The sequence below is a fragment of the Maribacter hydrothermalis genome (assembly GCF_001913155.1).
Taxonomy (GTDB): Bacteria; Bacteroidota; Bacteroidia; order Flavobacteriales; family Flavobacteriaceae; genus Maribacter; species Maribacter hydrothermalis.
Map to the genome: position 1 here is coordinate 3,731,100 of NZ_CP018760.1, position 25,083 is coordinate 3,756,182.

General features: G+C 34.7%; 28 protein-coding genes and 1 pseudogene. 21 read left to right on the top strand and 8 right to left on the bottom strand.

All coding sequences use genetic code 11. The features are described from left to right. Positions 1 to 135 precede the first annotated feature (135 nt). From BTR34_RS15960 to BTR34_RS16025, 18 genes are all read left to right on the top strand, one after another. A complete protein-coding gene (locus BTR34_RS15960; protein ID WP_068483012.1) occupies positions 136 to 621 on the top strand; it encodes an RNA polymerase sigma factor in 486 nt (161 codons plus the stop codon). A gap of 7 nt (positions 622 to 628) precedes the next feature. Further along, positions 629 to 1,225: a hypothetical protein gene (locus BTR34_RS15965; RefSeq protein ID WP_068483014.1), complete on the top strand. Its 597-nt coding sequence runs from the start codon at positions 629 to 631 to the stop codon at positions 1,223 to 1,225. Positions 1,226 to 1,334: 109 nt separating this feature from the next. Beyond that, positions 1,335 to 2,735 carry an alpha/beta hydrolase family protein gene (locus BTR34_RS15970; RefSeq protein WP_068483018.1) on the top strand — a complete coding sequence of 467 codons (1,401 nt, stop codon included), beginning with the start codon at positions 1,335 to 1,337 and terminating at the stop codon, positions 2,733 to 2,735. A 106-nt stretch (positions 2,736 to 2,841) separates the two neighbouring features. Continuing rightward, positions 2,842 to 2,997: a hypothetical protein gene (locus tag BTR34_RS18985; RefSeq protein ID WP_197496134.1), complete on the top strand. Its 156-nt coding sequence runs from the start codon at positions 2,842 to 2,844 to the stop codon at positions 2,995 to 2,997. Positions 2,998 to 3,347: 350 nt separating this feature from the next. Further along, positions 3,348 to 4,469, top strand: a complete 1,122-nt coding sequence (locus BTR34_RS15975) for a type 1 glutamine amidotransferase domain-containing protein (protein WP_082960120.1) — start codon at positions 3,348 to 3,350, stop codon at positions 4,467 to 4,469. Between the two features lie 3 nt (positions 4,470 to 4,472). Beyond that, positions 4,473 to 6,032 carry an amidohydrolase family protein gene (locus tag BTR34_RS15980; protein ID WP_068483024.1) on the top strand — a complete coding sequence of 520 codons (1,560 nt, stop codon included), beginning with the start codon at positions 4,473 to 4,475 and terminating at the stop codon, positions 6,030 to 6,032. Between the two features lie 85 nt (positions 6,033 to 6,117). Further along, positions 6,118 to 6,282: a hypothetical protein gene (locus BTR34_RS18845; RefSeq protein ID WP_157483770.1), complete on the top strand. Its 165-nt coding sequence runs from the start codon at positions 6,118 to 6,120 to the stop codon at positions 6,280 to 6,282. 44 nt (positions 6,283 to 6,326) lie between these two features. Next, entirely contained in the window at positions 6,327 to 6,704 is a 378-nt protein-coding gene (locus BTR34_RS15985) for a cupin domain-containing protein (RefSeq protein ID WP_262493631.1), read from the top strand. Beyond that, positions 6,701 to 6,883 (top strand): hypothetical protein, encoded by a 183-nt coding sequence (locus tag BTR34_RS18620; RefSeq protein ID WP_083612619.1) that lies wholly within the window; start codon positions 6,701 to 6,703, stop codon positions 6,881 to 6,883. Before BTR34_RS15985 ends, BTR34_RS18620 begins: the two co-directional genes overlap by 4 nt. A 180-nt stretch (positions 6,884 to 7,063) precedes the next feature. Continuing rightward, positions 7,064 to 7,417, top strand: a complete 354-nt coding sequence (locus BTR34_RS18625; RefSeq protein ID WP_157483772.1) for a hypothetical protein — start codon at positions 7,064 to 7,066, stop codon at positions 7,415 to 7,417. 33 nt (positions 7,418 to 7,450) lie between these two features. Further along, positions 7,451 to 7,624, top strand: a complete 174-nt coding sequence (locus BTR34_RS18850; protein WP_157483774.1) for a hypothetical protein — start codon at positions 7,451 to 7,453, stop codon at positions 7,622 to 7,624. Positions 7,625 to 7,696: 72 nt separating this feature from the next. Further along, on the top strand, positions 7,697 to 8,341 hold the full coding sequence (locus BTR34_RS15995) for a hypothetical protein (protein ID WP_068483027.1): 645 nt from the start codon (positions 7,697 to 7,699) through the stop codon (positions 8,339 to 8,341). Positions 8,342 to 8,452: 111 nt separating this feature from the next. Further along, positions 8,453 to 9,061 (top strand): hypothetical protein, encoded by a 609-nt coding sequence (locus BTR34_RS16000; RefSeq protein ID WP_068483030.1) that lies wholly within the window; start codon positions 8,453 to 8,455, stop codon positions 9,059 to 9,061. Positions 9,062 to 9,095: 34 nt separating this feature from the next. Next, positions 9,096 to 10,016, top strand: a complete 921-nt coding sequence (locus BTR34_RS16005; protein WP_197496135.1) for a TolB-like translocation protein — start codon at positions 9,096 to 9,098, stop codon at positions 10,014 to 10,016. A gap of 85 nt (positions 10,017 to 10,101) precedes the next feature. Continuing rightward, positions 10,102 to 11,034: an NAD(P)-dependent alcohol dehydrogenase gene (locus BTR34_RS16010; RefSeq protein ID WP_068483033.1), complete on the top strand. Its 933-nt coding sequence runs from the start codon at positions 10,102 to 10,104 to the stop codon at positions 11,032 to 11,034. A 232-nt stretch (positions 11,035 to 11,266) separates the two neighbouring features. Next, positions 11,267 to 11,863: a YdeI/OmpD-associated family protein gene (locus BTR34_RS16015; protein WP_068483036.1), complete on the top strand. Its 597-nt coding sequence runs from the start codon at positions 11,267 to 11,269 to the stop codon at positions 11,861 to 11,863. A gap of 170 nt (positions 11,864 to 12,033) precedes the next feature. Next, on the top strand, positions 12,034 to 13,293 hold the full coding sequence (locus BTR34_RS16020) for an amidohydrolase family protein (protein WP_235843174.1): 1,260 nt from the start codon (positions 12,034 to 12,036) through the stop codon (positions 13,291 to 13,293). A 288-nt stretch (positions 13,294 to 13,581) separates the two neighbouring features. Further along, positions 13,582 to 14,451, top strand: a complete 870-nt coding sequence (locus BTR34_RS16025) for an alpha/beta fold hydrolase (RefSeq protein ID WP_068483042.1) — start codon at positions 13,582 to 13,584, stop codon at positions 14,449 to 14,451. Between the two features lie 180 nt (positions 14,452 to 14,631). On the opposite strand, the pseudogene BTR34_RS19300 reads toward BTR34_RS16025, so the two are convergent. After that, a pseudogene (locus BTR34_RS19300) lies at positions 14,632 to 14,975 on the bottom strand (copper oxidase); the annotation flags it as partial. A gap of 36 nt (positions 14,976 to 15,011) precedes the next feature. On the opposite strand from BTR34_RS19300, the gene BTR34_RS16035 reads away from it, so the two are divergent. Continuing rightward, positions 15,012 to 15,407: a group II intron maturase-specific domain-containing protein gene (locus BTR34_RS16035; protein WP_068483048.1), complete on the top strand. Its 396-nt coding sequence runs from the start codon at positions 15,012 to 15,014 to the stop codon at positions 15,405 to 15,407. Between the two features lie 61 nt (positions 15,408 to 15,468). On the opposite strand, the gene BTR34_RS16040 is transcribed toward BTR34_RS16035, so the two are convergent. Beyond that, on the bottom strand, positions 15,469 to 16,551 hold the full coding sequence (locus BTR34_RS16040) for a ligand-binding sensor domain-containing protein (protein WP_068483052.1): 1,083 nt from the start codon (positions 16,549 to 16,551) through the stop codon (positions 15,469 to 15,471). 667 nt (positions 16,552 to 17,218) lie between these two features. On the opposite strand from BTR34_RS16040, the gene ltrA reads away from it, so the two are divergent. After that, on the top strand, positions 17,219 to 18,529 hold the full coding sequence (gene ltrA / locus BTR34_RS16045; protein WP_082960123.1) for a group II intron reverse transcriptase/maturase: 1,311 nt from the start codon (positions 17,219 to 17,221) through the stop codon (positions 18,527 to 18,529). A 99-nt stretch (positions 18,530 to 18,628) separates the two neighbouring features. On the opposite strand, the gene BTR34_RS16050 is transcribed toward ltrA, so the two are convergent. The 6 genes from BTR34_RS16050 to BTR34_RS16075 form a co-directional block, all read right to left on the bottom strand. Beyond that, positions 18,629 to 19,234: a hypothetical protein gene (locus BTR34_RS16050; protein WP_082960128.1), complete on the bottom strand. Its 606-nt coding sequence runs from the start codon at positions 19,232 to 19,234 to the stop codon at positions 18,629 to 18,631. Between the two features lie 241 nt (positions 19,235 to 19,475). Beyond that, entirely contained in the window at positions 19,476 to 20,363 is an 888-nt protein-coding gene (locus BTR34_RS16055; protein ID WP_068483054.1) for a DUF4365 domain-containing protein, read from the bottom strand. 135 nt (positions 20,364 to 20,498) lie between these two features. Continuing rightward, positions 20,499 to 21,017 carry a hypothetical protein gene (locus BTR34_RS16060; protein ID WP_068483056.1) on the bottom strand — a complete coding sequence of 173 codons (519 nt, stop codon included), beginning with the start codon at positions 21,015 to 21,017 and terminating at the stop codon, positions 20,499 to 20,501. 11 nt (positions 21,018 to 21,028) lie between these two features. Continuing rightward, the gene (locus BTR34_RS16065) at positions 21,029 to 21,310 is read right to left on the bottom strand and encodes a hypothetical protein (RefSeq protein ID WP_068483059.1); all 282 of its coding nucleotides are present in this window, start codon (positions 21,308 to 21,310) and stop codon (positions 21,029 to 21,031) included. A gap of 158 nt (positions 21,311 to 21,468) precedes the next feature. Then, the gene (locus BTR34_RS16070; RefSeq protein ID WP_068483061.1) at positions 21,469 to 22,194 is read right to left on the bottom strand and encodes a Cthe_2314 family HEPN domain-containing protein; all 726 of its coding nucleotides are present in this window, start codon (positions 22,192 to 22,194) and stop codon (positions 21,469 to 21,471) included. A gap of 170 nt (positions 22,195 to 22,364) precedes the next feature. Then, on the bottom strand, positions 22,365 to 22,943 hold the full coding sequence (locus BTR34_RS16075; protein ID WP_068483064.1) for a hypothetical protein: 579 nt from the start codon (positions 22,941 to 22,943) through the stop codon (positions 22,365 to 22,367). A gap of 967 nt (positions 22,944 to 23,910) precedes the next feature. On the opposite strand from BTR34_RS16075, the gene BTR34_RS16080 reads away from it, so the two are divergent. Further along, the gene (locus tag BTR34_RS16080) at positions 23,911 to 24,879 is read left to right on the top strand and encodes a transposase (RefSeq protein ID WP_074472153.1); all 969 of its coding nucleotides are present in this window, start codon (positions 23,911 to 23,913) and stop codon (positions 24,877 to 24,879) included. Positions 24,880 to 25,083 lie beyond the last annotated feature (204 nt).

A 25,083-nucleotide genomic window follows, 5' to 3' on the forward strand; every position in this document is an offset into this window, starting at 1 on the left:
ATATAATTTTAGTTAGTTTTTTATAATATTATATGCTTGAAAAGCAATGTCTTACAGATATTTTATAAAATTAAAACCACATTTTTGTGATTTTTCAGCTACTTCATAAACTAATAGAGTGTAATAATCTTTTCAATGCATTCAAAAAAGAAGTTCATTCAGTATATAAAAGAGAACGAAGGTATTATTTATAAAACTTCTAGAATTTATTCAAATAACACCGAGGATCAAAAAGATGTATATCAAGAAATAGTATATCAACTTTGGAAATCTTACCCTTCTTTTAAATCCAATTCAAAAATTAGTACTTGGATGTATCGCGTTGCATTAAATACTGCAATCAGTTATTTAAAAAAAGAAAAGAGAAAAGGAACTCGAGTATCTATAGACAATTTTCTTTTGAATAAAATCGATCAAGTTGATGCAGTTATGGAAGAGCGTATTACACTTTTATATGCGCATATAAAAAAACTTAGTATTGTGGAAAAAGGAATCATACTGCTTCATTTAGAAGGTAAAAACTATGATGAAATAGCAGCAATTACTGGATTTACTAATACCAATATTGGCACTCGTTTAGGAAGAATTAAACAAAAATTAAAATCTCAAATTAAAAAATAAAATAAGTATGGAACTTGAAGAAATGAAATCCCTTTGGGAAGATATGAGTCAAAAAGTCGACCAACAAAAAGTATTAACTGATCAGTTAATTCTAGACATGACTAAAGAACGTTATGAAAACAGAATGCGCAGAATCTCTGTACCAGAAACCCTAAGTGCTTTTATCTGTTTTGCTGCGGTTATTTATCTCATAAGTAATTTTAACTTGCTAGATGTGTGGTATTTAAAACTTACAGGTGTACTCACAATAGTTGCCTGTATGTTATTGCCTATACTTTCGTTAAAGTCTATAAAAAAAATGAAAGCTATAAATATCTCTAAAAGCACTTACAAAGAGTCGTTAGTGAATTACGCAAAAGAAAAAACAAAGTTTATGCGATTCCAAAAAATAAGCTTTTATACAAGTTTTCTAGTGTTGATACTTGCTTTGATATCCTTTGGTAAAATTATGAAGGGTATAGATGTTTTTACAATGACAGAAAAACTGAATTGGCTGGTGCCATCTGGTATTGGCGTCTTGTATATATTCTCACAATGGGTACTAAAAAAATACAGGAATGCAACAGAGTCAGCAAATACCATATTGCAGGAACTAGAAGACTAGCCCTATCATAATCTAACAATCACAACTAGGTAACGTATTTATTTTAATTCTGAAAGTTATTCGGATAGGAGAAGTACGTTCAAATTCTAACACATTTAAACATTATAAAATGAAAAAAATACACATTACATTCGCTTTATTGTTATATTCTGTTTTGAGCTTTTCTCAAGACATTTCTGGAAAATGGAATGGAACAGTAAGACTAGGGGAAGACAAAGAAATCAGTTTTATTTTTAATATTGAGAATATTCAAAATGAATATGTCACTCATCTTTCCATACCATCACAACGTGTTGCCGGTCTAAAGCCTCAAAACACATCTTTTAACAATGGAATATTGCTAATTGATGGAGCAAACTTAGGCATAAAATACGAAGGAAAATTTAATAAAACATCCCAACGGTTTGAAGGCAAATTTACTGAAGGAGCGAATACACTTCCTTTAAATTTAAAACAAGGAGAGCTAAAATTGGAAGCTAAAAATAATAGACCTCAAGAACCTGTTAAACCTTATCCCTATAATGAAGAAAACGTAGTTTTTGAGAATAAACAAGCTGATATTTTACTTGCTGGTACGTTAACTTTACCTACTTCTGATAAAAAATCTCCAGCTGTTATTTTAATAAGCGGTAGTGGTCCTCAAGATAGGGATGAAACATTTGCAAATCACAAACCTTTTTGGATAATTGCAGATCATTTAACTCGCCAAGGTATTGCAGTTTTGCGTTTTGATGATCGAGGTGTTGGAAAATCAACCGGTAATTTTAGCGAAGCAACAACTGCGGATTTTTCAACAGATGTACTTAGCGCAGTGAAGTATTTAAAATCACGAGATGATATCGATTCAAATAATATTGGTCTGATAGGTCATAGTGAAGGAGGTATAATTGCCCCGTTGGCCGCAAACCAAACAAAAGACGTGTCTTTTGTCGTATTACTTGCAGCTACAGGAATTCCGGGCAGCGAAATATCCTTGATGCAGTCAATTAGCATGAGACCATTCCCTGTGCCCAATGAAGTAGCCTATGAACAGGCTATACGAAAGGCGATTGCAATTGCGGCTTCCAATAAAGAGTTATCGGTTATTAAAAGTGAACTTTTGGAGCATTATAATGCCACAATTACGCCTATCCTAACGCCTATGGTTGGTTATGATGAGAAGGTATCTCAAGTCATTAATGGATTAATTGAAACAAGAACCACCCCGTGGGTTCGCTATTTCTACAATTATAATCCTGCAACTGAAATTGAAAAACTTGATATTCCTGTCTTGTCCCTTAATGGAACCAAAGATACTCAAGTAGTAGCAGAGATAAATCAAAAAGGTATTGAGGATGCATTGGTCAAAGGTGAAAATAAGGACTTCAAAGTACTAAAACTAGAAGGTCTCAATCACTTTTTTCAAGAAAGTGAAACTGGTAAAATGGAAGAGTACAGTACAATAGAACAGACATTTTCACCAATTGCGTTAAAAGAAATTTCGGGTTGGGTTTTGGAACATATAAAGTAATTCGTTCTGATTTGTAATGTAGAACGATTACTATCAGGCTTTAAAATAAATTTGAATCAAAATTTGCAAAAATTAATCAACGCATAACTAAACAAAATTGGAAAATATGAATAACGAAAAAAAAATAGTCTTAGGTTCAGCCTTTGGTGCCGCAATCGGAAGTGTAATAGGTGTTTTGACAGACAATTTAGCCCTATTTATTAGTCTTGGAGTTTCGTTTGGAGTTTTAGTTGGAATCATTCTAACTAAAAAACAGAAATAAGGTATTAGCGATAATAGCTGATTATTTGAAAATTGTTAGGAATATTAGTTAAACTAAAAACCATTCTGACTGCAATTGTCGAAACTGAAAGTGAGGGTTTTTCGAGTTGGATATTAGAGCATGTAAATTAATATATTCTGATTTATAATTAGAACCTTCCTTTTATAAGCTACAATTAGTTTTATTTCATCAAATTATTAACAGTAAGAAATTACTTGATTTATTCTTTGGTAATATTTCAAAATGCATCATAATTTATGGTCTTGCGCTAAACTTATTAACTCTTGCTTCAAGGTTCATCGCAACTTTGTAACATCAAATCAGAATAGTATTTCTAAAAACTCAAAATCATGAAAAACTTTATAGTCTTATTGTTGTTGTCAATAACTGCATCAACTTTTTCCCAGTCAAATTCAAAAATTCAAAAGAAGGTTTTACTTGTTGTCAGTAGTTACGGAAAAGATGATGGCCTAACAAGACCAGGTTTTGAGTTTGAGGAATTTGTTGATGCCTACAATATATTTACTCAAAATAAGGTAAGGGTTACTGTAGCAAGTCCCAAAGGCGGCAGTGTTATTGCAGATAAATTCGACGCAACCAAAGAAAAGAATAAGGCGTTTTTAACAAATGAAAATACAGCTTCTCTCCTGAAGCAAACAGTAGCCACTTCACAAATTAATCCTAGTAATTTTCAAGCTATTTATGTCATAGGTGGCAAGGGTGCAATGTTCGATATTCCTTACGATCCGTCATTACATGATATAATTTTAAATATATATAATCGTAAAGGTACAGTTTTGGCTGCTGTTTGTCATGGGGCATCAGCTTTTGTAAATGTGAAACAGCAAAACAAGTATATTCTAGATAAGGTAAACATTACAGGCTTTTCTAACGAAGAGGAACATATTTTTAAGAGCAAATGGCTTAACGAATTTCCTTTTTTATTAGAAGACGCTCTAAACGCAAAAGGAGCAATCTATCAAAAAAGTAGTTTTATGTTAGAAAACGTGGTCATTTCTGGCAAGTTTATAACAGGGCAAAATCCAGCTTCTACAAAAGCTTCGGCAGAGGCTGTAGTGAACGCCTTAGGAGTGAAACCTATGCGAAAAGATACTGGTAAGCAAGAGGAAACACTTGCATTCATAAAAAAGTTTGTCAATGGTCAGTTTTATTTGAATGCGGTTAACAATGAAAGAAAAGCGGACCAATATGATTATAAACTTATAGCAACTTACGGATTTATACTATTGCAAAACGCCAATGAAAATAATGATAAATTAGAAAAAGGGATGGAATTAATCACCTTTGCCAAACCTTATTTTTTTAATGAAAACTTTCAGTTGTTAGTAGCAAAATCTCAAATAAAAATTGGCTATTTGAAACAGGCTAAACAAACACTTGAAGAGCTAATTGAAAAAGATTTTTTAAAAAAGGAAGCTTTAGCCTTACTAAATGGAATAACAAAAAGCTAAATCATGAAGAAAAAAGTTTTGTTTTTTTTAAAAGCTAGTGGCGCATTCATTTGTGTAGTACTTATAGTTCTTACGACAGCTTATCTATGGCCAATGAGTACCTTACAGCCTCCAAAGCTATCAAAGAAGGCCATCATAAAGAATGTTAATATCATTGATGTAGTTTCAGGTAAAGTATTGAAGAAGCAATCTGTTTTCATTGAGCGCTCTCGAATTACAAAAATTGATAGCACAAATAAAATAGATTCTAATCAAGCTTTAATAATCGATGGCACTGGTAAATTCCTCATTCCAGGTTTATGGGATATGCATACTCATTCCAACCAACATTCAGAATGGTTGCATCATCCACTGTACATCGCAAATGGCATTACTGGCGTACGGGATATGTCTGGTCAATTGAATGAGAATGACAGTTATTGGGTGGGTAGTAAAGAACGATTACAGTGGAATAAAGACCTAGAGAATAACACTAGGGTCACACCGAGATACGCATTACAAAGCAGTTACCAAATGGATGGTGAAAAAGCCATTCCTGAAGGTGCTCCAGACTTTTTTAAACTGCAAAATCCATCACAGGTTGATTCACTATTACAATTCTATAAAAAGAAAAAGGTAGATTTTATAAAGGTGTATCAGCAATTGCCAAAAAACACTTACAAAACATTAGCGTTAAGAGCACCTCAGTATGGGTTGCATCTGGCAGGTCATAAGCCCATGTTTCTAAGTTTGGAAGAAGCGGTTAATTTGGGGCAAAAAAGTTTTGAACACGGTCGCATATTCATGTACGAGTGTTTCCCAGAAACGGATAGTTTAAAGCATCCAACGAATTGGAAAGCCTATTTTTCTAAATCAAAAGCAAAGATTGTACAACAGTTTGACAGTGTCCATGCAAAAGCATTAATGCGTTTAATGGAGCAAAAAAAAGCCTATTGGACACCAACCTTGCAGACCTTAAAGTTTGAAGCCAATGCATATAAGGAAGCCTTTACAAACAATGAAAATCTAAAGTATATCACCAAGATTAGAAAACAACTATGGTGGAAGTACGATACAGATCATAATAAAAAGAAAAATCTCGAAAGAAAAGGTATTAGTTTAAGTGAACAATTTTATGAAGCTTCAAAAAAACAAGTAAGAATGGCAAATAGCATGGGGGTGCCCATTATGGCAGGAACTGATGTTACCGACTCTTATGTGTTTGCCGGATTTAGTTTGCATGATGAATTGTACGAATTAACTTCTTCCGGGATGACCAATCTTGAAGCTTTACAAAGTGCAACCGTAGTTCCGGCAACCTACTCAAATGCAATTGAGGATTATGGTACTATTGAAATAGGCAAAAAAGCAGACTTGGTTTTACTGGATAAAAATCCTTTGCTGGATATAAACAATACAAAAAGCATCAATGGGGTGTTGTTGAACGGAGTGTATTATAATAGGGAAAAACTAAGAGAATTAAAACAGTTCACAGCATCAGCCGCTGGTAGCTTTCATATGAATGTAAAAACTTTGGTAAGCTTACTGAACAGTCCTTTAATACGCGTGCAGTTTGCAGACTAAAAGAATTAGTTCCGGTTTTTAAAGTAGAACTCTTTTTTTCTCTAATCCATTTAGTTTTATCAAAAATTAAATAAACACTCAAAAAATGGAAAAAATGGAAACTAAAAAGAGTAAGAAAGGTCTAAAACTTGGAATAGGGATCATACTTGGAACTGTAGTAGGGTATTTCACCTCAAATATGCAGTTGTGGTTTGTTTTGGGCATTGCCATAGGTGCAGCTTTGGAATATGGTACGCAAAAAAAATTATAATTCAATCTACTTGGTATTGAAAATCCTTGGTACTAAACGTAAGAATGTATGGATGTCCTATGGTAAACATTAATGATCAAGTTAAAAAATTACAATCCTATTATTCACCACGAATAATTGCGGAAGTAAATAATGAATATGTAAAAATTGCCAAAGTTAAAGGCGATAATGTTCCATGGCATACTCATGAAAATGAAGATGAGTTGTTCCTCATTCTAGAAGGTTCATTAGAAATGGAAATCGAGCAACAACAGTCTTTTACCATGCGACAGGGAGATCTTTTTGTAGTTCCCAAAGGTGTAAAACATAAAGTGTCTTCAGATAAAGAATGTACCATATTATTAATCGAAAGTAAAACAACGTTGCACACCGGAGATGTCATAACTGAGATTACAAAATCAATCAAAAATCAAAAAAAATGAGAAACAATAGCTTGAAATTATTGATATCTATAGTAGTGATATTTCTAAATTCCTGCAACATTAAAAAACAGGATTTAAGAGATAGTAATGTATTGACAAAGGACAACACGTATCTCGGTCAACAACCACCAGGCATAGAACCTGCACTATTTGCACCAGAGATCATCAAAACAGAATAAAGAGAAGCAGGAGCAGCTTTTTCGCCTGATTTAAAAGCGTTTTATTTTCGAAGAAGAGGTGGTGAGTATGCAAACAATGCTTTATTTGTTGTTGAGCTCAAAAAGGATAAGTGGGTTGAATCCGTTATAGCAACAAAATCAGGCGAGCCATTTATTGCACCGGATGGCAAAACGATGCATTTGGGGAGAAACTATAGAACAAAAGACTCCTCAGGCTGGTCGGATGTAAAACCACTTGGAGCCCCTTTTGATAAATTTCCGATTATGAGACTTACTGCTGCGTCAAATGGCACCTATTATTTTAATGAAGCAAGCGAAGATGGTCCGTTACGTTATTCGCGTTTTGTTGATGGGAAATATGAGGAACCAAAAACATTAAACGTAAATGTTGGTATATGGAATGCGCACCCATTTATTGCACCAGATGAGTCTTATATTATATGGGACGATCAGAGAGAAAGTGGATATGGGGATTCAGACGGGTACATCTCTTTTCGGCAACAAGATAATTCCTGGGACCTGCAATTAATTTAGGTGACAAAATGAATACAGAGTTTGAGGATGCGTATGGAAGTATATCACCAGACGGTAAGTACTTTTTCTTTCATAGCTCCTATGGACGGGACAAAGCGGATATATTTTGGGTGGATGCAAAAATCATCTTTGACCTCAAAACGAAAGAGTGATAAGGAAATGTTTGTTTCAATTTCAAAACACGAACGTTTACCCACCATACATTAATCAATTTTGCAGTAAATAATAGTAAACATCAATTTAAACAATCAAAAAACGAACAGTTAAACACTTACAAAAATGAAAAAACTACTAATCATTGGCTTAACATTTTGTACACTCAATGTTTTTGCACAGAGTAAAACGGAATCAATAAAAGGTAATGATACAAATTACAAATACAGAGTTAGCTTTCCGGCAATTATCTTAGCTAACATTGGTGATGGAGGCAAAAGAACCAATACGGAGCATATTGAGTTACATCTAAAGCGTGAATTGGATTCTAAAAACATCATTGGGGTTAAACTCGCCACTTGGAGATTATTCCAGCCAATGGGTATTCAATGGTGGGATGGACTTTTAGACAAAATAGATTCTGAAAGCGAATTCTATCCAGGTTATGTTAGAGAAACAGGTGTAGGAATTTCCTATCAGCGCATGCTTTGGAAAGGCTTATTCGCATCAGTAGAAGTATTACCACAATACAAAACTTATTTAGACTTAAACAATGAAAAAATAGCCAACGGTTTTAAGCTGTACACCTCATATCACGTTGGTTATCATATTGCTTTTGGAAAAAAGAAACGAATTTTTATCGAACCCCAAATTCATGCTCAAAACTGGATGTTCGACACTAACACACCAGATGGATTTAAGCAATTAGACAATAAATGGAAATCCTATTTCCTGTTTGAACCCAACCTTTACGTGGGAATAAAGTTTTAAGTAAAATCCGTAACTATTAAAGTTCTGAATTATAAATCAAGTCGATATGTTAAGACACCTATCGTAATTTTTAATCATCAAAATCAATCAATAATCAAAAGACGAACAATTATGAAATCAATTAAAATCAAAAAACAAATGGTATTAAAAATGGCTTGTGTAGCCTTTGCATTAGTATCAAGTACAACATATGCGCAAAACACAAGTTCGGAAACAACAACACAGCGAGATGGTTTTATCTTCGAATTCGTAGTAGGTGGAGGCATAATCGGTATAGAAGATAGTGCTGGTATGCAAACTTTCGACAAAGCACAAGGAACCTTCGTTTTTCCAGATTTAAAGTTTGGTTATATGTTAAACGAAAAACTCGCCATTACAGCCGCTATGCCAGGAAACATATACGCATTTCAAGATAATGACAGGAATTTTGGAGGTTTTATTCCATCGGTTCAGTATTGGGTAAAAGACCGTTGGTGGATTCATGGAGGAATTGGTTTAGCAATAGATTCGCCAGCACTATACGATATAAAAGACAATGTAAATGACGATTGGAACTTTGGTTGCGCTGTTATGGCAAGTACAGGTTACGAGATTTACAAAAAGAAAAATTTCGCGCTTAATGTGCAGTCTAAATTAGTTTTGGGTCGCGCGTCTTTAGAAGGTGATATGCATAAAGATGCATTACTCTTTAATGTAGGATTAGGCTTTAGCTGGTTATAAGCTTTAATGTGAATAATAAACAAAGCGAAAGATTATGAAATCAAATAAAATGAAAATAGCATATTTTATATCGACATTAATATTGCTACTTTTAGTAAATGCATGTAAAACTAAAACCCAAGATTCAAAAGAAGGAGATTTACAAACTATTGAAAAACCTTACTTAGGTCAAACACCACCAGGTTTCATTCCAATTCCTTTTGCCCCTGGACTTGTTTCTACAGATTTGTATGAAGTCAATAGTGCATTTACCCCAGATATGAAAGCATTTTATTTTATTAGAAGAGGAGAGGAAAATAAAACATCAGCTTTTTATGAATACAAATACAATGACACTAATGGCGAATGGGATAAATCGGAAATAGCATCTCCATGGATAGGACGACCTGTAATATCTCCAGACGGTAAAACCATGCATTTAGGTGACCGTTATCTAGAAAAAACGGAATCTGGATGGTCTGAATTACAAAAACTGGAGCCTCCTACTGTAAGTAATGATTCTATGTATATTATGCGCCTTTCATCGTCTTCAAACGGGACGTACTATTTTGACACCTATAAAGAGAATGATTCAACTTTTCCAATTCGCTATTCACGTTTAATCAATGGAAAGTATGAGGAACCTATAGCCTTGCCTAAAGCAATAAACACAGGAACTTTTTTAAGTCATCCTTTCATAGCCCCAGATGAAACGTATTTATTATTTGATGCTAAAAGAGAAGAAGGTTTTGGGGATTCTGATATTTATATCAGTTTTAAACAAAAAGATGGTACTTGGGGTAATGCCATTAATTTGGGTGATAAAATAAATACGAACGCTTGGGAAGCTTCAGCAAGTATAACACCAGACGGTAAATATCTTTTCTTTAGCAGAAATGTAGGGTCTGATGATTTTGAAAATGTGGACATTTTTTGGGTGGATGCAAAAGTTATCTATGCTCTTAAAAAGGAATAATGAAAAGCAAAGGTTTGTTCCAATTTCATAACACGAACTTTTGTACCCCACATTTTAACCAACTTTGCTGTTAACAAAAACAATTATGAAAGCAATAGAATGTCTAAAATATGGTGGTGTAGAAAACCTGATGCTTAGTAATGTTGAAAAACCAACACCAAAAGATAATGAAGTACTTATAAAGATATGTGCTACTTCAGTAACTACAAGTGATGTTCTTATTCGGAGAATGAATGAACCGATGATTCCCAGATTTATACTTCAACTCATATTTGGTTTTGGACGACCAAGAAACCCTGTATTGGGAATGGTAACAGCTGGGATTGTTGAGGGTAAAGGTAAAGATGTGACATTATTTGAAATTGGAGATGAGGTTTTTGCTTATGGTTCCATATCACCTACCAAACGTCGTTTTGGTTCTTATGCAGAATATATTAGTTTACCGGAAGATTGGAATCTGTCTCTAAAACCAGTAAATCTTAGTTTTGAGGAAGCTGCAGCAATACCTTATGGTGGTTTGCTTGCGTCTCATTTATTAAAAAAGACAAATATCAATAAAGGAGATAAAATCTTAATTTATGGCGCTTCTGGAAGTATAGGCACAATGGCCATTCAATTGGCAAAGCATATGGGAGCTCATGTTACGAGTGTATGCAGTCGTAGAAACTCTGAATTAGCAACCTCTTTAGGTAGTGATAAGATGATTGACTACACCTTAGAAAATGCTGAAAAACAATTGGAAACTTATAAATATGTAATTGATGCTGTAGGCAATTCGAAATCATCAAAATTAAAAGATGAGAGCAAAAAAGCAGTGACTTCGAATGGAAAATATATATCCATCGATCATGGAACTCCATTAACGCCAAAAGAAGCCTTTTTCAACTTAAAATCTTTAGCAGAACAAGGTAAGATTACCCCTGTTATTGATAGCATATATCCCTTAGAAAAAATGGCCGAAGCTCATACATATGTGGAGATGGGGCATAAAAGAGGAAATGTAGTTATCACTATTTAGCTCGGCTTTAGATAGCTCATTTCTTAACTTGATTAGTTAAAAAAAGGTACTATTGTCAATCCATAAATCATCAATCAAAAAACGAACAGCACATGTTTTTTAAATCACAACTACTACTTAATAAGACTTTTGTATACCATTAGAGAAAACAGAATGAAAGAAGCTAAAGAAATTTGTCCAAGAAGTAGAGAAGAGTGGAGAGACTGGCTTGAATTGAATCATAAAGAAAAGGATGCCATTTGGTTGGTTTTTTATAAAAAAAGGCACTCCTAATTTCAACCTAAGTTGGAGTGAATCTGTTGACGAATCACTTTGTTTTGGTTGGATTGATAGTACAAAAAAGACAATTGATAACGAACGATTCAAGCAGTATTTCAGTAAAAGAAAGCCGAAAAGTAATTGGTCAAAAGTAAATAAGCATAAAGTAAAAATGTTAATTGACCAGAGTCTTATGAAAGAGGCTGGCTATAAAAGCATTGAAATCGCAAAAGAAAATGGTTCTTGGACAATTCTAGATACTGTTGAAAGACTAGAAATACCCGAAGACCTAGAACAAGAACTTAGAAGACAGAAAGGAGCAATGAAATACTTTGAAAGTCTAAATAAGTCTTCTAAAAAGGGACTTCTATACTGGGTTGCTTCAGCTAAGAGAGATGAGACAAGAAATAAACGAATTTCGGAAATCGTTGAAAACGCTAGTTTACAGATGAAACCAAAACAGTTTAGATATAACGGCATACAACAAGGTTTAGAAATCATAGCCACCTATCGGCTAGCTAAGCTTCATATACTAACCGACATAATCGGTTGTTTAAACATATACAAATGAAAATTGTAAAACGAATCTTTAAAATCGTCTTCGCTCTCATTAGCTTGCTTGTGCTAATAGGAATCATTACACTTTGGATTGATTCATCAGGAACAAATTATCTTAAGATTACTAAGAATGAATCAGTATCTAATAATACTTATCTCATTAAGAACGTTAATGTGATCCCAATGAACCAAGACACTGTTTTGGTTGATAAAATGGTGTACATAAAAGAGGGGATTATTGAAAAGATTGATGACACTATTGTGGTCAATGGAATTCAAATTTTTGACGGAGAGAACAAATATCTCACACCAGGACTTATTGATATGCACGTACATGTGTGGGATAGATATGAACTCGGACTCTACCTATCCAATGGTGTAACAGCAGTTAGAAATCTTTGGGGCATGCCAATGCATTTAAGAATCAAGGAAGATGTAATTGAGGGCAATATTATTTCACCTACGTTTTTTACGACAGGCCCAAAATTAACAGGTTCAGAATTTATTGGTGATGACAATTTGAATCTAAGTAATCCTATTGAAGCTAAAGGCAAGGTTATTTCATATAAAGACAGAGGTTACGATTTCATCAAAACGTATTACGGATTGGATAAAGCGATTTTTGATGCTGTTATTGAACAAGCCAAGATTTCTGAAATTGATATTGTTGCGCACCCTTCTCAAAAAGTACCATTTTCATACCATTTGAACACTCAAATTAAATCCATTGAGCATGCCGAAGAAATTGTACAGCAACCTTTACAGTTTGATTTAGATACCATTAAGCTGCAAACGATAATTGATTCAATTTCGCAATCCAAACACACGAGTTATAGTCCTACAATTACGGTATTTAATAATATTTATCAAATGATGATGGATGATTCAATTTTAGATTCAGAATCATTGGAGTTTATGAATCCGCTCATTAAAATGGATGATAGTAAAAGACAATTTGAGCGTTGGTTTAATGCCAAGCAAGAAGATCCTTCGACAATTGATCGGATAAAAAACCAGCACGATTTTCACTTGACCATCGTTAAAAAGTTACATGAAGCGGGTGTTACTTTAATTTGTGGAACTGATGGTGGTATTGGAGTTACGCTTCCAGGTTTTTCAATTCATACAGAACTGGCCTTTTACAAAGAAGCTGGCCTTTCTAATTATGAGGTGTTGAAAACAGCTACTGTCAATGCTTCTCAAACGCATTCAATTATGAATCAATTTGGAACTATTGAAGATGGCAAGATTGCTAATTTGTTATTAATGGATGAAAACCCGCTGGTAACGCTGTCTTCGCTTAAAAAACCCACCTATGTTTTTGTGAATGGGCGAAAATTGGACAGAGAGACTTTAGATTCTTTTAATGAAAAAGCAAAAAATCGAAAGAATCTAATAGCAACTGCTTTTAGGTATTTGGAAAACTTAATCATTGAAAAATAAACTACAGGTAAAAATGTATATGAAATCAGAAAAATTAAAATAAGATTTAATAGAAATGCTTGATTGCATCATAATTTATAGAACTGCGCCATAATTTTCAATCTATCATCAAACTTTATACATAAGGCTTCATAAGAGGTTAGAAGCATATTGCTTCTTGATAGATATTTGTAGAAACAAAAATTGAGCTACTAACAATAAAAATTAAAGTGTAATAAGTACCAATCATCGCTCGTCATAACATTCAAAATACATCTATCATAATCATCAATCAAAAAACGAACAAATATGTTTTTTAAATCAAAAGAAGGAAAAGAAAAAATCTTATCCCTTTACAATCAAAAGTTAAAGGAACTGAATATTGCATATTCAGAAAAATTTATAGAAACAAAGTTTGGAGTCACTAATGTTATCATTACTGGCGATACTAAAAATCAGCCTTTAGTGCTCATTCACGGCACAGGAGGTTGTGCACCTCAAATTTTAGAGTCCTTTCCTAATTTAGCGTCAAAATATTGTGTCTATGCAGTTGATGTCTTAGCGCAGCCCAATAAAAGTGCAGAGAATAGGTTAGATATGAAATCTTTAGATTATGGAAAATGGCTTATTGAATTGATTATAAAACTAAGACTGAAAGACGTAACGTTATTAGGCTTTTCCTTTGGTGGTTTAATCAGTTTAAAAGCACTAGAGTTTAACGAGACTCCAATTAGACGGGTTTTTTTAATCGCTCCAGTTTATATCGTTAATGGTAATCCTCTTGTAGGGTTATTCAAAATGTTCATACCATTAAAAAAGTTTATCAAAACAAATAACCAAAAGCACATTAAAAAAGTAATGAGCGTACTCTTTTCTGAATACGATGATTTTGCGTTAAACTATATGTCAAATACATTCCAACACTGCAATATGGATTTTTCTCCTTTACCAATATTATCTAAAATTGATGCAAATAGAATAAAAACACCGATTACAATTTTTGCCTGTGAAAAGGATATAATGTTTCCCGGAAAAAAAATGATAAGAAGGGCAAAAAGAATTTTCCCTTCATTGAAAGAAGTAGTGTTATTAAAAGATTCAGAGCACGTACCAAGTTCTAAAAACTTTAAAGTAATAGAAAGTAGTATCATAAATAATTTCAATATGATCAACTCTTAAATGTCCTTGATATTTTAATGCGTATGTGTAAAGTGCTTTTCGCGTTCTGCTTGGTTTTCCGATGTTTAATTCAGTTTCAATGTGTGCGTTGGCAAGACATAATCTTTTGCAATTTTTGGCGTAGCGTTGGCTGAAGCGAATTACAAATATGTATGGCTTTGAGCGTTGGCATTTCATTTACTAATAGTTTAATGTTGCTCCAAATCCAATTCCCATATCGCTGTCATAATGTGTTGAAATTCCTAAATGACGAGTAACAATATATTTAAAACCTGACATATATTCCTTGTCTGTATTTACCATAAATGCCCATCTCAATCTTGGCGAAATAGGAATGTCCTCTCGCATTAACTGAAACCGAACATTTCCGTCCGTAAAAACCTCGCCTTGTAACTTCACGACGTATATTCCGCTCCCAAACTCAAAACTGCTCTTTGGTCCTTGGTATTAGTCTGTCCGAAAATGTTCTTTTCTACTTCGCCATTTTGTTCTCGGTAACGCCAATCAAATCCCACAAATGGCATAAAGGGGAGATATCAGTTAATAGTGAGTGAATCGGCTTGGCAAACACTCAAACGCAAGCTCAGGCTCCTTGCCAAGAAAACGTTGCCATTGTAATTAGCGGAAAGGCTACAGCGCTTAAAACTCATCTAAGAGGATGGTTTAACAATTTCCGATTAGGAAATATAGGGGTCAAACTTAAAAAGCTGGATGAATGGTTACGGAACCGGTTACGCTTCTGCATATGGCACGATTGGAAGAAACCAGAGCGCAAACGCAAGAATCTCATAGGTTTAGGTATAAAACAGGGACAAGCGTATGCTTGGAGCAGTACAAGAATGGGAGGATGGGCAGTAGCCCAAAGCCCAATACTTAGAACTACTATTACCGAAAAGCGCTTAAGAAAAAGAGGTTATCAAAGTATGCTGGCGTACTACCTTAGTGTAAAGTTCTGATATAACGAATCGCCGTGTACGAGACCCGTACGCACGGTGGTGTGAGAGGCGCAGTCCGTTCCTAACTAGGGGCGGATCCGTCTACTCGATTAGCTGCTACCTTTTTTTCAATTTTCAACTGGGTTAGGTCGGTCAACTTCTTGCCATCATATTTCCACAAATTTCCTTTTCTACCACCAAACCACATATTTCCATCTTTATCTTCTATGATTGTTCTTATCGAAATTCCTGATAATTTGTCTAAAGATTTGAAACTCCCATTTTCAAAATAGCAAAGAGCTTCTCTGTCGCTACCTACCCAAATTTTTCCGTCTGAACTCTGGAATATAACGGCAACATTATTATTACACAAACCATTACTTTCATTAAAGTTTCTAAAGTTTTTTCCGTCAAACTTATCCAATCCACCGTTTCGATTTCCATTAGTTCCTATCCAAATGTTTCCTTCTTGGTCTTGATACAGATAGCGGACCATATTATCACTTAATCCACTTTCCGTTTTGTACTCTTGGAATGTTTCGCCATCGTATTTGGTTATTCCGCCATTACTCATTGAAGCAAACCAAATGTTTCCATTTTTGTCCTTTAAAATGCTTTGTATGACATTGTGATGAAGATTATCTTCATATTTTCTGCCTTTCTCAGCCAATATATTTTGAAATGTTGTTCCGTCATATTTATAAGCACCACCACCTGAAGTTCCAATCCAAAATATTCCATTTTTGTCTTGAATTATTGAATTTGCTTGGTTTGGGTTGATTGTTGGGTAAATGTTTTTGTACCATTCGCTACTTGTGTCAATATAGGGAAGTGAAATTTGAGTAAATTTTTTACCGTCATAATTGCACAAGCCTTTATTAGTTGCGAACCAAATTATTCCTTTGTCATCTTCAATGATGTCCCATATTTGGTTGGTGCAAAGTCCATCATCTTCATTAAAATTTGTGAATTTTTCGCCATCAAATCTATAAAGTCCTTCGGTTGATGTCCCAAACCAAAGGTCTCCATTTTTGTCTATTAAACTGCTTGTAACAATGTCAGCACTTGTATAAACTTTAGGTTCTTTTAATTCAACAGTTTTCTGTTTCTGTCCGTCACAAGAAAAAAATAGAAGTAAAGTTATTGTTGAAATCAGAAAGTTCACTATTCTCTTTTGTTGTTTTAGGTTGCAGCTAACGGTTTTGTATATGGCTCGTAGCGTGCAAATAAGCTGTTTCCATTCGGTTGAGTACAAGCCAGATTTTTAAATTTTACTATTTATCTTTTTTTTGCGAAATCGTCAAATTTAAAAATTTGGCGGACTTCGCAAATATGCCAAAACTTCGTTTAAGCAACTGCCCAGCTATGAGCTATATACGGTGTGTGTGCCCAGTATGGGCATCTTTACCTTATAGCAATATAAGGATTTATTTAGAGGGTGTAAGTCCCTTATGCGCTGGAGTAACGTCTGGAAGCATTAGTAAGTCGCAAGGTTGTTAACTGTGAAGTTAGGACTGAAGAAAGCGAGACTACAAAACTCGGTACTGACGAACAGGAACCGTATACAGAGGCATATTTACTTGGGTAAGCAAGCACATCATTGTAACGCCCCAAGAACACCAAAAGGGTAGATATGTAGATACGGCAGGGATCGAGCGAAAGAAGATGTTCTTACCTGGGGAGGTCTCCAAAGCTACGTGTAGCTACATGGAGAAGTCAGCAGAGGTCATAGTACTTTACAGGAAATGAGCTAGGGCAGAACCCTAGAGGACTCACAAGTAAGGAAGGACTGAACGTTAGATCACGTCCGGATTCGTATAGGAATCTGTTAATTGGATAGCCTATACCTAGAAGGACAAGAACAGTACGAAATGATAGCAAAAGTAGTAGCAGCTAGAAACTTGAGCGACGCCTGTAAAAAGGTAGTCCGCAATAAAGGTTCAGCAGGAATAGATGGTATGACCACCCAAGAGCTAAAGGCATTTATAGATGCTCACCGCTCGAAAGTGGTACACCAACTTATTTCTAAAAGCTACAGGTCACAAGCTATCAAAGGGGTAGCGATACCTAAGGCGAATGGTAAGACCAGATTACTGGGAGTACCAACGGTAGTGGATAGATGGCTTCAACAAGCGGTAAGCCAACAACTGGTGATTCATTTCGAACTTGATTTCGAATCAGAGAGTTACGGTTTCCGCCCAAGGAAGAACCTTCAACAGGGAGTATTAAAAAGTCAAGAGTACATCAATGACGGCTACCAAGACTTAGTAGATATCGACCTTAAAAGTTTCTTTGATGAAGTCCAACACTATAAACTACTTCAGCTTATTTATAACAAGGTTAAATGTCCGACCACCTTATGGTTGATCCGCAAATGGTTACGAGCGCCTATTTTAAAGAATGGGCAACTGTGTAAGCGCAGAAAAGGATTGCCACAAGGCAGCCCATTAAGTCCGTTATTGTCTAACATCATGTTAGACCAATTGGACAAACATCTAAAAGTACGAGGGTTCAGGTTCATTCGCTATGCCGATGATTTCAGTATTTACACAAAATCAAAAGCAGCGGCACGAGCGATAGGGAATGAGGTTTATCTGTTTTTAAAGGAGAAACTGGATTTACCTGTCAACCGAGCAAAGAGTGGTATTCGTAGACCCTCTACATTCAAGGTGTTGGGTTATAGGTTTACGCCAGTCTATAAGAAAGGCGTAAAGGGGAGGTATCAGTTAACAGTAAGTGAATCGGCTTGGCAAACACTCAAACGCAAGCTCAGGTACCTTACCAAGAAAACGCTACCATTGTCATTAGCAGAAAGGCTACAGCGCTTAAAACTCATCTATAGAGGATGGTTGAACAATTTCCGATTAGGAAATATAGAGACCAAACTTAAAAAGCTGGATGAATGGTTACGTAACCGACTACGCTACTGCATATGGCACGATTGGAAGAAACCAGAGCGCAAGCGCAAGAATCTCATTGGCTTAGGCATAAAACAGGGACAAGCGTATGCTTGGAGTAGAACAAGAATGGGAGGATGGGCAGTAGCTCAAAGCCCTATACTTAGAACTACTATTACTGAAAAGCGCTTAAGAAAAAGAGGTTATGAAAGTATGCTAACGTACTACCACGTTGTAAAGTTCTGATATAACGAACCGCCGTATACGAGACCCGTACGTACGGTGGTGTGAGGGGTGCACTCCGTCATTTGATGGCGGAGCCATCCACTCGATTGTAAACTGGCTTTATGCTATTTGTTCAATTCTTGCTCCTTTACATAATGGATAAGAATTTACAAATTCCTTAATCGATTCTTTCATTTCAGTAAAAGAATCAGAGTAAAAATAAAGTGCAGTTTCATTTCCGCCTTCCCAATATTTTGTGATTTCTGAATTGTCATTGGTCATTTTTTTTATTTCTGAAATCACAAAATTAATGTCAGAGGTTTTATAAACTTCTGGGTCTAAATTAACTCCGTCTATATAAATTCCCAGCCCTTCTTTCTGTCCAAATTCTATTTTTTGGTCGGTTTTTTCTATTGTCAATTTTGAGCCTTTAGGTGCTCCGAGTTCCTCCAGTTTTTTAATAATTAACTGAATATCGTTTTCGTTAATTTCGTTTGAATTTAGTTTGATTTCTAAATCGCAATATTCAAGTTCTCCTGATTTCAATTGCATAGTTCCTCCACCTGTTACTTCTCCGATTCCGTTTGCTTTTAACAATTCCTCTAAAGGGTCTTCATAGATTTCTCCTCTGTCGAGAGGCATAATTTTGTCATTTAAAGTGGCTACGATAAAATTTCCGACATCGTTATTTTTTTGTTTTCCGAAGAGTTTTTTTATGAAGTTCATATGTTTGTTTAGCTTGTTTACAACGGTCTTGGCTATGACAAGTAGGGCGGCGGACACGCACTAAACTTTCCGCCAAGCACTTAGCAAAACCTTTGGGTTTTGTTTTTTCTTTTTTTTCTGGACAAAGCAAAATCCCAAAGATTTTGCGGACTTTGCAAATACGCCCAAGCCCTTAAATATAGCACTTTCTGCCCTGTTTGTTATAGCCCGTGTTGGCAACTGGCTTTTCCGTCCGAGTTAATCAGTATTCATCGTCAGGATTTAGGTTTATAATATAATTGTAAACAGTAGGTTTAGTAATTAGCCAATAGTCCATTTCTCCTTTCAAGAAACTTTTTAGACCAATGATAATTTCTTTCGTTAATAATTGAAATTTTTCCATCCACTCTGCTAAATCGTGTTCGTAAAGTTCATAATAGTTATCCTCAAACTTTTCTCTACTACGTTTTTTTATTTCGCTCAATTTTGGGATTGTATTATCAAGATTGAAATAAACGCTTAAAAATCGAAAATTTCTATGCATTGATTCGAAGAAAATTAAGTCAATGTCTTCTATTCCTAAATGGTAATCTCGGAAACTATGTTCGGATTGAAACTGCCTAAAATGTATAAGATTTGTTAAAAAAAATAATAGTTCATTTTCAAATTGGGGTCGGTCAGATTCGTAATAATAATCGAATTTGAATGAGAAAACTCCGTCTTTACCTTCAAAAAGATTTCTTTTATTCAATTTGTAACCGAATTTATCTTGCTTAGCAAATTCTCTAAAATTTCTTTTAATCTGATAGCCTACAGACGAGAAATAGAGTTCTTTTAATTCTAAGTCAGCTACAAATATAAAAACTGGGACAGCAAATTTGAACCAATAATTAGAAGTTGAAATATCAATTCCATTAATTTTATATGTATTGTCCTTAGTCCAAGGTATTTTCTGTCTCGATTTAAGTTGAACCAAGACTAATTCTCCAGTTAGTTCATTATCATCGTTAACTAGTTCAATATAACAGTCAATTCCGTAATCCCTTTCTGTTGCCTCTCGAATAATCCAACTACTTGGAATTTTAGACTGAAATAATTTATAGGATTCCGATTCCGAAATATGTTGAATTGCTCGTTTTGGTAATTTCAATGATATTTTTTTTAGCTTGTTGCCAACGTGTTTGTGTATGGTTAGTTGCGTGGTTTAAGCGTTAAAGTTAGCAAATAAAAACCGAATAGAAAATCCGCGAGGATTTTCGTAAGTAGGCAAGAACCAAGCAATTAATTATACACGGTGTTGTAAAACGTTTTTTATTAATTTCGTTTCATAGGAAGTTCTAAATCCAACGTAACTTATTTCCTCAATTTTTATTTTTTCCTTATCAGTCCATTTTGAATCTTTATCAATCAATTTCAATTCAATAGAACTGTCATTAATCGATAATATTTTACCAACGAAATAAGAATCTTCATCATCGTAAGTATAAATTGCTATCAGTTCAGGCATTAAGTGCTTTAAAGATGACTTTAAATCGCTGAAATTCTCAATATCGACTGATTTAAGTAGTTCAGCAGAATTGTCATTTTTTAATTCAGCGTAATCTTCTTTTTCCCAAACACGATATTTTTCAAAATCCCTGTTTTTGACTATTGTAAAACCGTCAAATTCGGCAGTTTCTTCGTTAAAATTCAGAAGTAAAACTATTTCAGAATTCGCAACTAAACATATTCCACTATAAACTTTGTCCCAATTTGGTGCAGTATCAATGTCAATTACTAATTTCTGTTTAATTATGTCTTTCAAAATTCAGGATTCTATTGATTTTTTTCTTTTATAAAATTCAATCCTTTTTCTGTAAGTGAATGATATCTTATGTTGTTTTCTCTTTTAGTGAATTCAATGTAACCAAAGTCTACTAAACACGTGACTAAAACTCCAGCTTCAACATGGTCTTTATATTTGAAATCTTTATTATTTCTAACATATTCATAAGCCATTGACGCAATGTCAAAAGGATAATCTTCGTTTAGATATTTCCAGTTTTTATTCCAAAAAACCAAAGCTTCTTCTTTAAATTCTTCGTCTGTCCAAATCATTGATAATGTTTCCGTTAAATGTTTTACAACGTGTTTGTATATGATTAGTGGCGTGTGTAAGTAACTAATTTAGCAAATAAAAACCAAATAGAAAATTCGGAAGAATTTTCGTAAGAAAGCTCAAACTAGCCATTAATTATATACGGTGTTGTAAAACGTTATTTTCTCCTATTTTCCACAAATTCGTAGGTGTTTTCTATTCCTTTGTTCGTTAATTCTATATGTCTTTTGAAAAATTCAGGCAAAGAGTATTTTTCATTCCAGATTTCCTCAACCTTTCCCATATCAGACATATTGTCAAGAATTGATTCCATATATTTTGTCTCGATTTGTTCATAATGAACAACCTTTTTTCTTCTTTCATTAAATTCTCTAAAATCAGAATCCTTAAATTCAAATAACCAATTCAGGTTTTCGTTTTCCGAATTATTCGCACGAATTTTATCAATTACATTCGCAAACATTATAAATTTAGGATTTGGAAATTCAGACGGAAATTCAGTCGCAATTTTATCTCCAATTCTGTCCCAAAAATTATAAAGTTTTTCATAACAAAAGCTAGCATACATTGAATATAAAGAATCATATAAATTTTGAAAATATGTTGCTCTTTGTTTGCCCATAAAATGTTTAGATTCCGCAATTGGGTTATTTATCAATGGTCGCAAAGTGTATAAAATTCCAGTCGTGTAAATCAAGTCTGATTGGATAAAATCAATATCTCTAGTAATATTGAAATCTAATCTAGCATCTGTAGCTTTTTCTCCAATAAAAAACGGATTTCCTTTAATTCCATCCGCATTTGTTTTTAATCCATTTACTTTTACATTTTCCGAAATTAGATTGTCAAAACCTGTTATTATTTCCTTTGTTTTTTCTTGCATTTTGTCGTTTCGATGAGCTTTTTGGTAATGTTTTACAACGGTTTTGTGTATGATTAGTGGCGTGTTTAAGTAACTAATTTAGCAAATAAAAACCGAATAGAAAATCCGCGAGGATTTTCGTAAGCAAGCTCCAACTAGCCATTAATTATACACGTTGTTGCCAACTGGCTTTATTTCATTATTTCAGTCAGATAAACGATTCCGAAAATCCAACCAACATAGAGTAGAGTGTAAGTCAGCGAGTAAACTGCTGAAATTCCAATATCTCCTTTTGTGTCTTTTGATTTATTAAAAACCAATTTTAATGCTCTGAAAAAAATCCAATACAACATTGCTAAAATTATAAAAATCGAAAACCAAAAGACAGCTTCTAAAACGATTAGTAAAATGATAATCAAAATTGTCATTCCAATCCAGAGTAAAATGGATAAAATCAGTCCTCCAATTCCATCTCCAACTGAAACACTTGGCGTGTCAAAAGTCGGTGTTGCATTTGCCATTAAATCTCCACTTTTAAAATTCCGAAATTTTGGAAAGTTGTCAATCAGTCCGATTCCTTTATAAAGTCCGTAAGTCATAAACAGAAAAAGTGCTGTTGCAATAATTCCGAGAGACAAATAGAGATTTGAAGTCAGATTTCGGTTGTAATTAATTCCAGTCAGATAAACAGTCAGAATTGTAATTCCGATTACGAGTAATGAAACTATGAAAACGGATTTTCCTTTTAAATAATTCTGTTTAATTTTCAATTCAGAGGTTTTTGGTCAGCTTGTTGGCAACGCTCAGGCTATGGGCAGTGCGGAAGTAAACATACGATTAGTTTCCTCCACGCGAATAGCAAAATCTTTTTGTTTTGTTTTTTCTTTTTTTTGGCCAAAGCAAAATCCAAAAGATTTTGCGGTGTAGGTCGACAAGCCCAAGCCCTTGGTAAAGCACCGACGTCCGCATTGCCTATAGCCACTGTTGACAACTGTAGCGACACGCCCGAGTAAGCACGTCCGTTTACGTTCCGCTTAGGTCTCGTCCACTCATTTTTTATATTTTTTCCGCCCGAGTAAAGTCCCGCCGGTTATTTTATTCAGATCAAGACTCTCCGCCAACTTGTTTTTTTCTGGCCGATCAAAGTCCCGCGTAGTGTCAAAGTCCGAACGATCTCCTCACGTAAAGTTACTTTTTTTAAGTCCGCCGAGTGAAAAGTCCGGCGAGTACCGTCCGGATTTTGTTGTCCGCTCCTCGTTTTTCATTAAAATCCGGTTTTCCATAAAGTCCTGCTTACGATCGATTCCGCCCAAATGATTTTTTTTCGAGCTATAGTTGTCAACGGTCTCGTATATGGCTCGTTGCGTGCAGAAAGGCAATTGCCTTTCCGTCTGTCACGAGCCAAATCTTTTTGTTTTGTTTTTAATTTTTTTACGCTAAAAGCCAAATCCAAAAGATTTGGCGGTCTTAGCAAATATACGCAAGCCTTTGGTTAAGCAAATATCTAGCAATGAGCTATATACAACTTAAGTTTGATTCTCAGTAAATTGTTGATATAACTAGAAAGAACAAAAGAGAGAATTAAGGTTACTATATACGGTGAAGCTTCAGACTTCGACAACATTGATAATCCTTTCTCTTTTACTACTTAGATCACGTTCAGTTCTGTGAGACTTTAGATCTCGTTTTTAAGTTGTTGTGAGCAGAAGTAGCTGGTTCTTTCATAAAACATTTCTTATGATTAAATATAAAGAAACTTTTGGAGTTGACATCAGTAAAGATGTCTTTGATGTACATGGTAGTAGCAAAGGTCACGACCAGTATAAGAACAATGAAACGGGGTTCAAGAAATACCTTAAGGAATTACCCAAAGGTTCATTGGTCGTTATGGAAGCTACCGGTTACTATCATTATAGGCTTGCACAGTTTCTTTACAAAAATAGTGTACTGGTATCCGTTGTAAATCCTTTATCGATAAAGCGATTTATACAAATGAAACTTGCCAAGGTAAAAACGGACAAGAGCGATGCCAAGGCTATATGTGAATATGCCCTAATCAACGAGGTTCCTATTTACAATGCCTTGACGGATACCCAGAGCGAATGTTTACAGTTGTTCCGCTTATTGGATACTTATTTAAAACAACGTACCGCGACCAAGAACAAGATACATGGGGAAGCTGTTTTGGGGATACCCTCAAAGTTTGTCTATCGTTCCTTGATACGTAACAAGAAGCAGCTGAACAAAGAGGTAGCAGCTATCGAGTCAAAGATACTATCATTGGTAAAGGAGGACCAACAGGAGCAATTAACATTGTTAACGTCAATACCAGGAATAGGACAAAAGACTGCATTGTTCTTAATTGTTGTCACTGACGGTTTCAACAAGTTCGAAACAGCAGCACAGCTTTGTAGTTATGTAGGTATAACCCCCACGATACGAGAGTCGGGGAGCAGTGTAAGAGGTCGGGCGCGAATAAGTAAGGTCGGCAATAGAAAGCTTCGTAATCTATTGTTTCTATGTTCTTTCAATGCCTGTAAACACAACAAGGCATGCAGAGAAGTATATGAGCGAATCGTGAACAAGGGTAAGAGCAAGAAACTGGCACTGATAGCCGTTGCCAACAAACTATTAAAACAGTCTTTTGCTATCGCAAAATCTGGCAGACCATATGATGAAACTTACGTTTCTATATTGCCTAGATAAATAGCATATAAATTGAATAAAAAAAGCTCAAGAATCTGTTTTTTGAATCTATGAGCCTAGATTAATATTGTCTCAGATTAAAGAAGAATTTGTTTGTTTTTTACCTCAGTTCTTTGTTGTAGCCAGTTTTTCTCCGCTCTGTTTCCGTTATTGATTCAATTCCGTCCGAGTAAAAAGTCCGACCGATTTTAATTCTCAGCATTT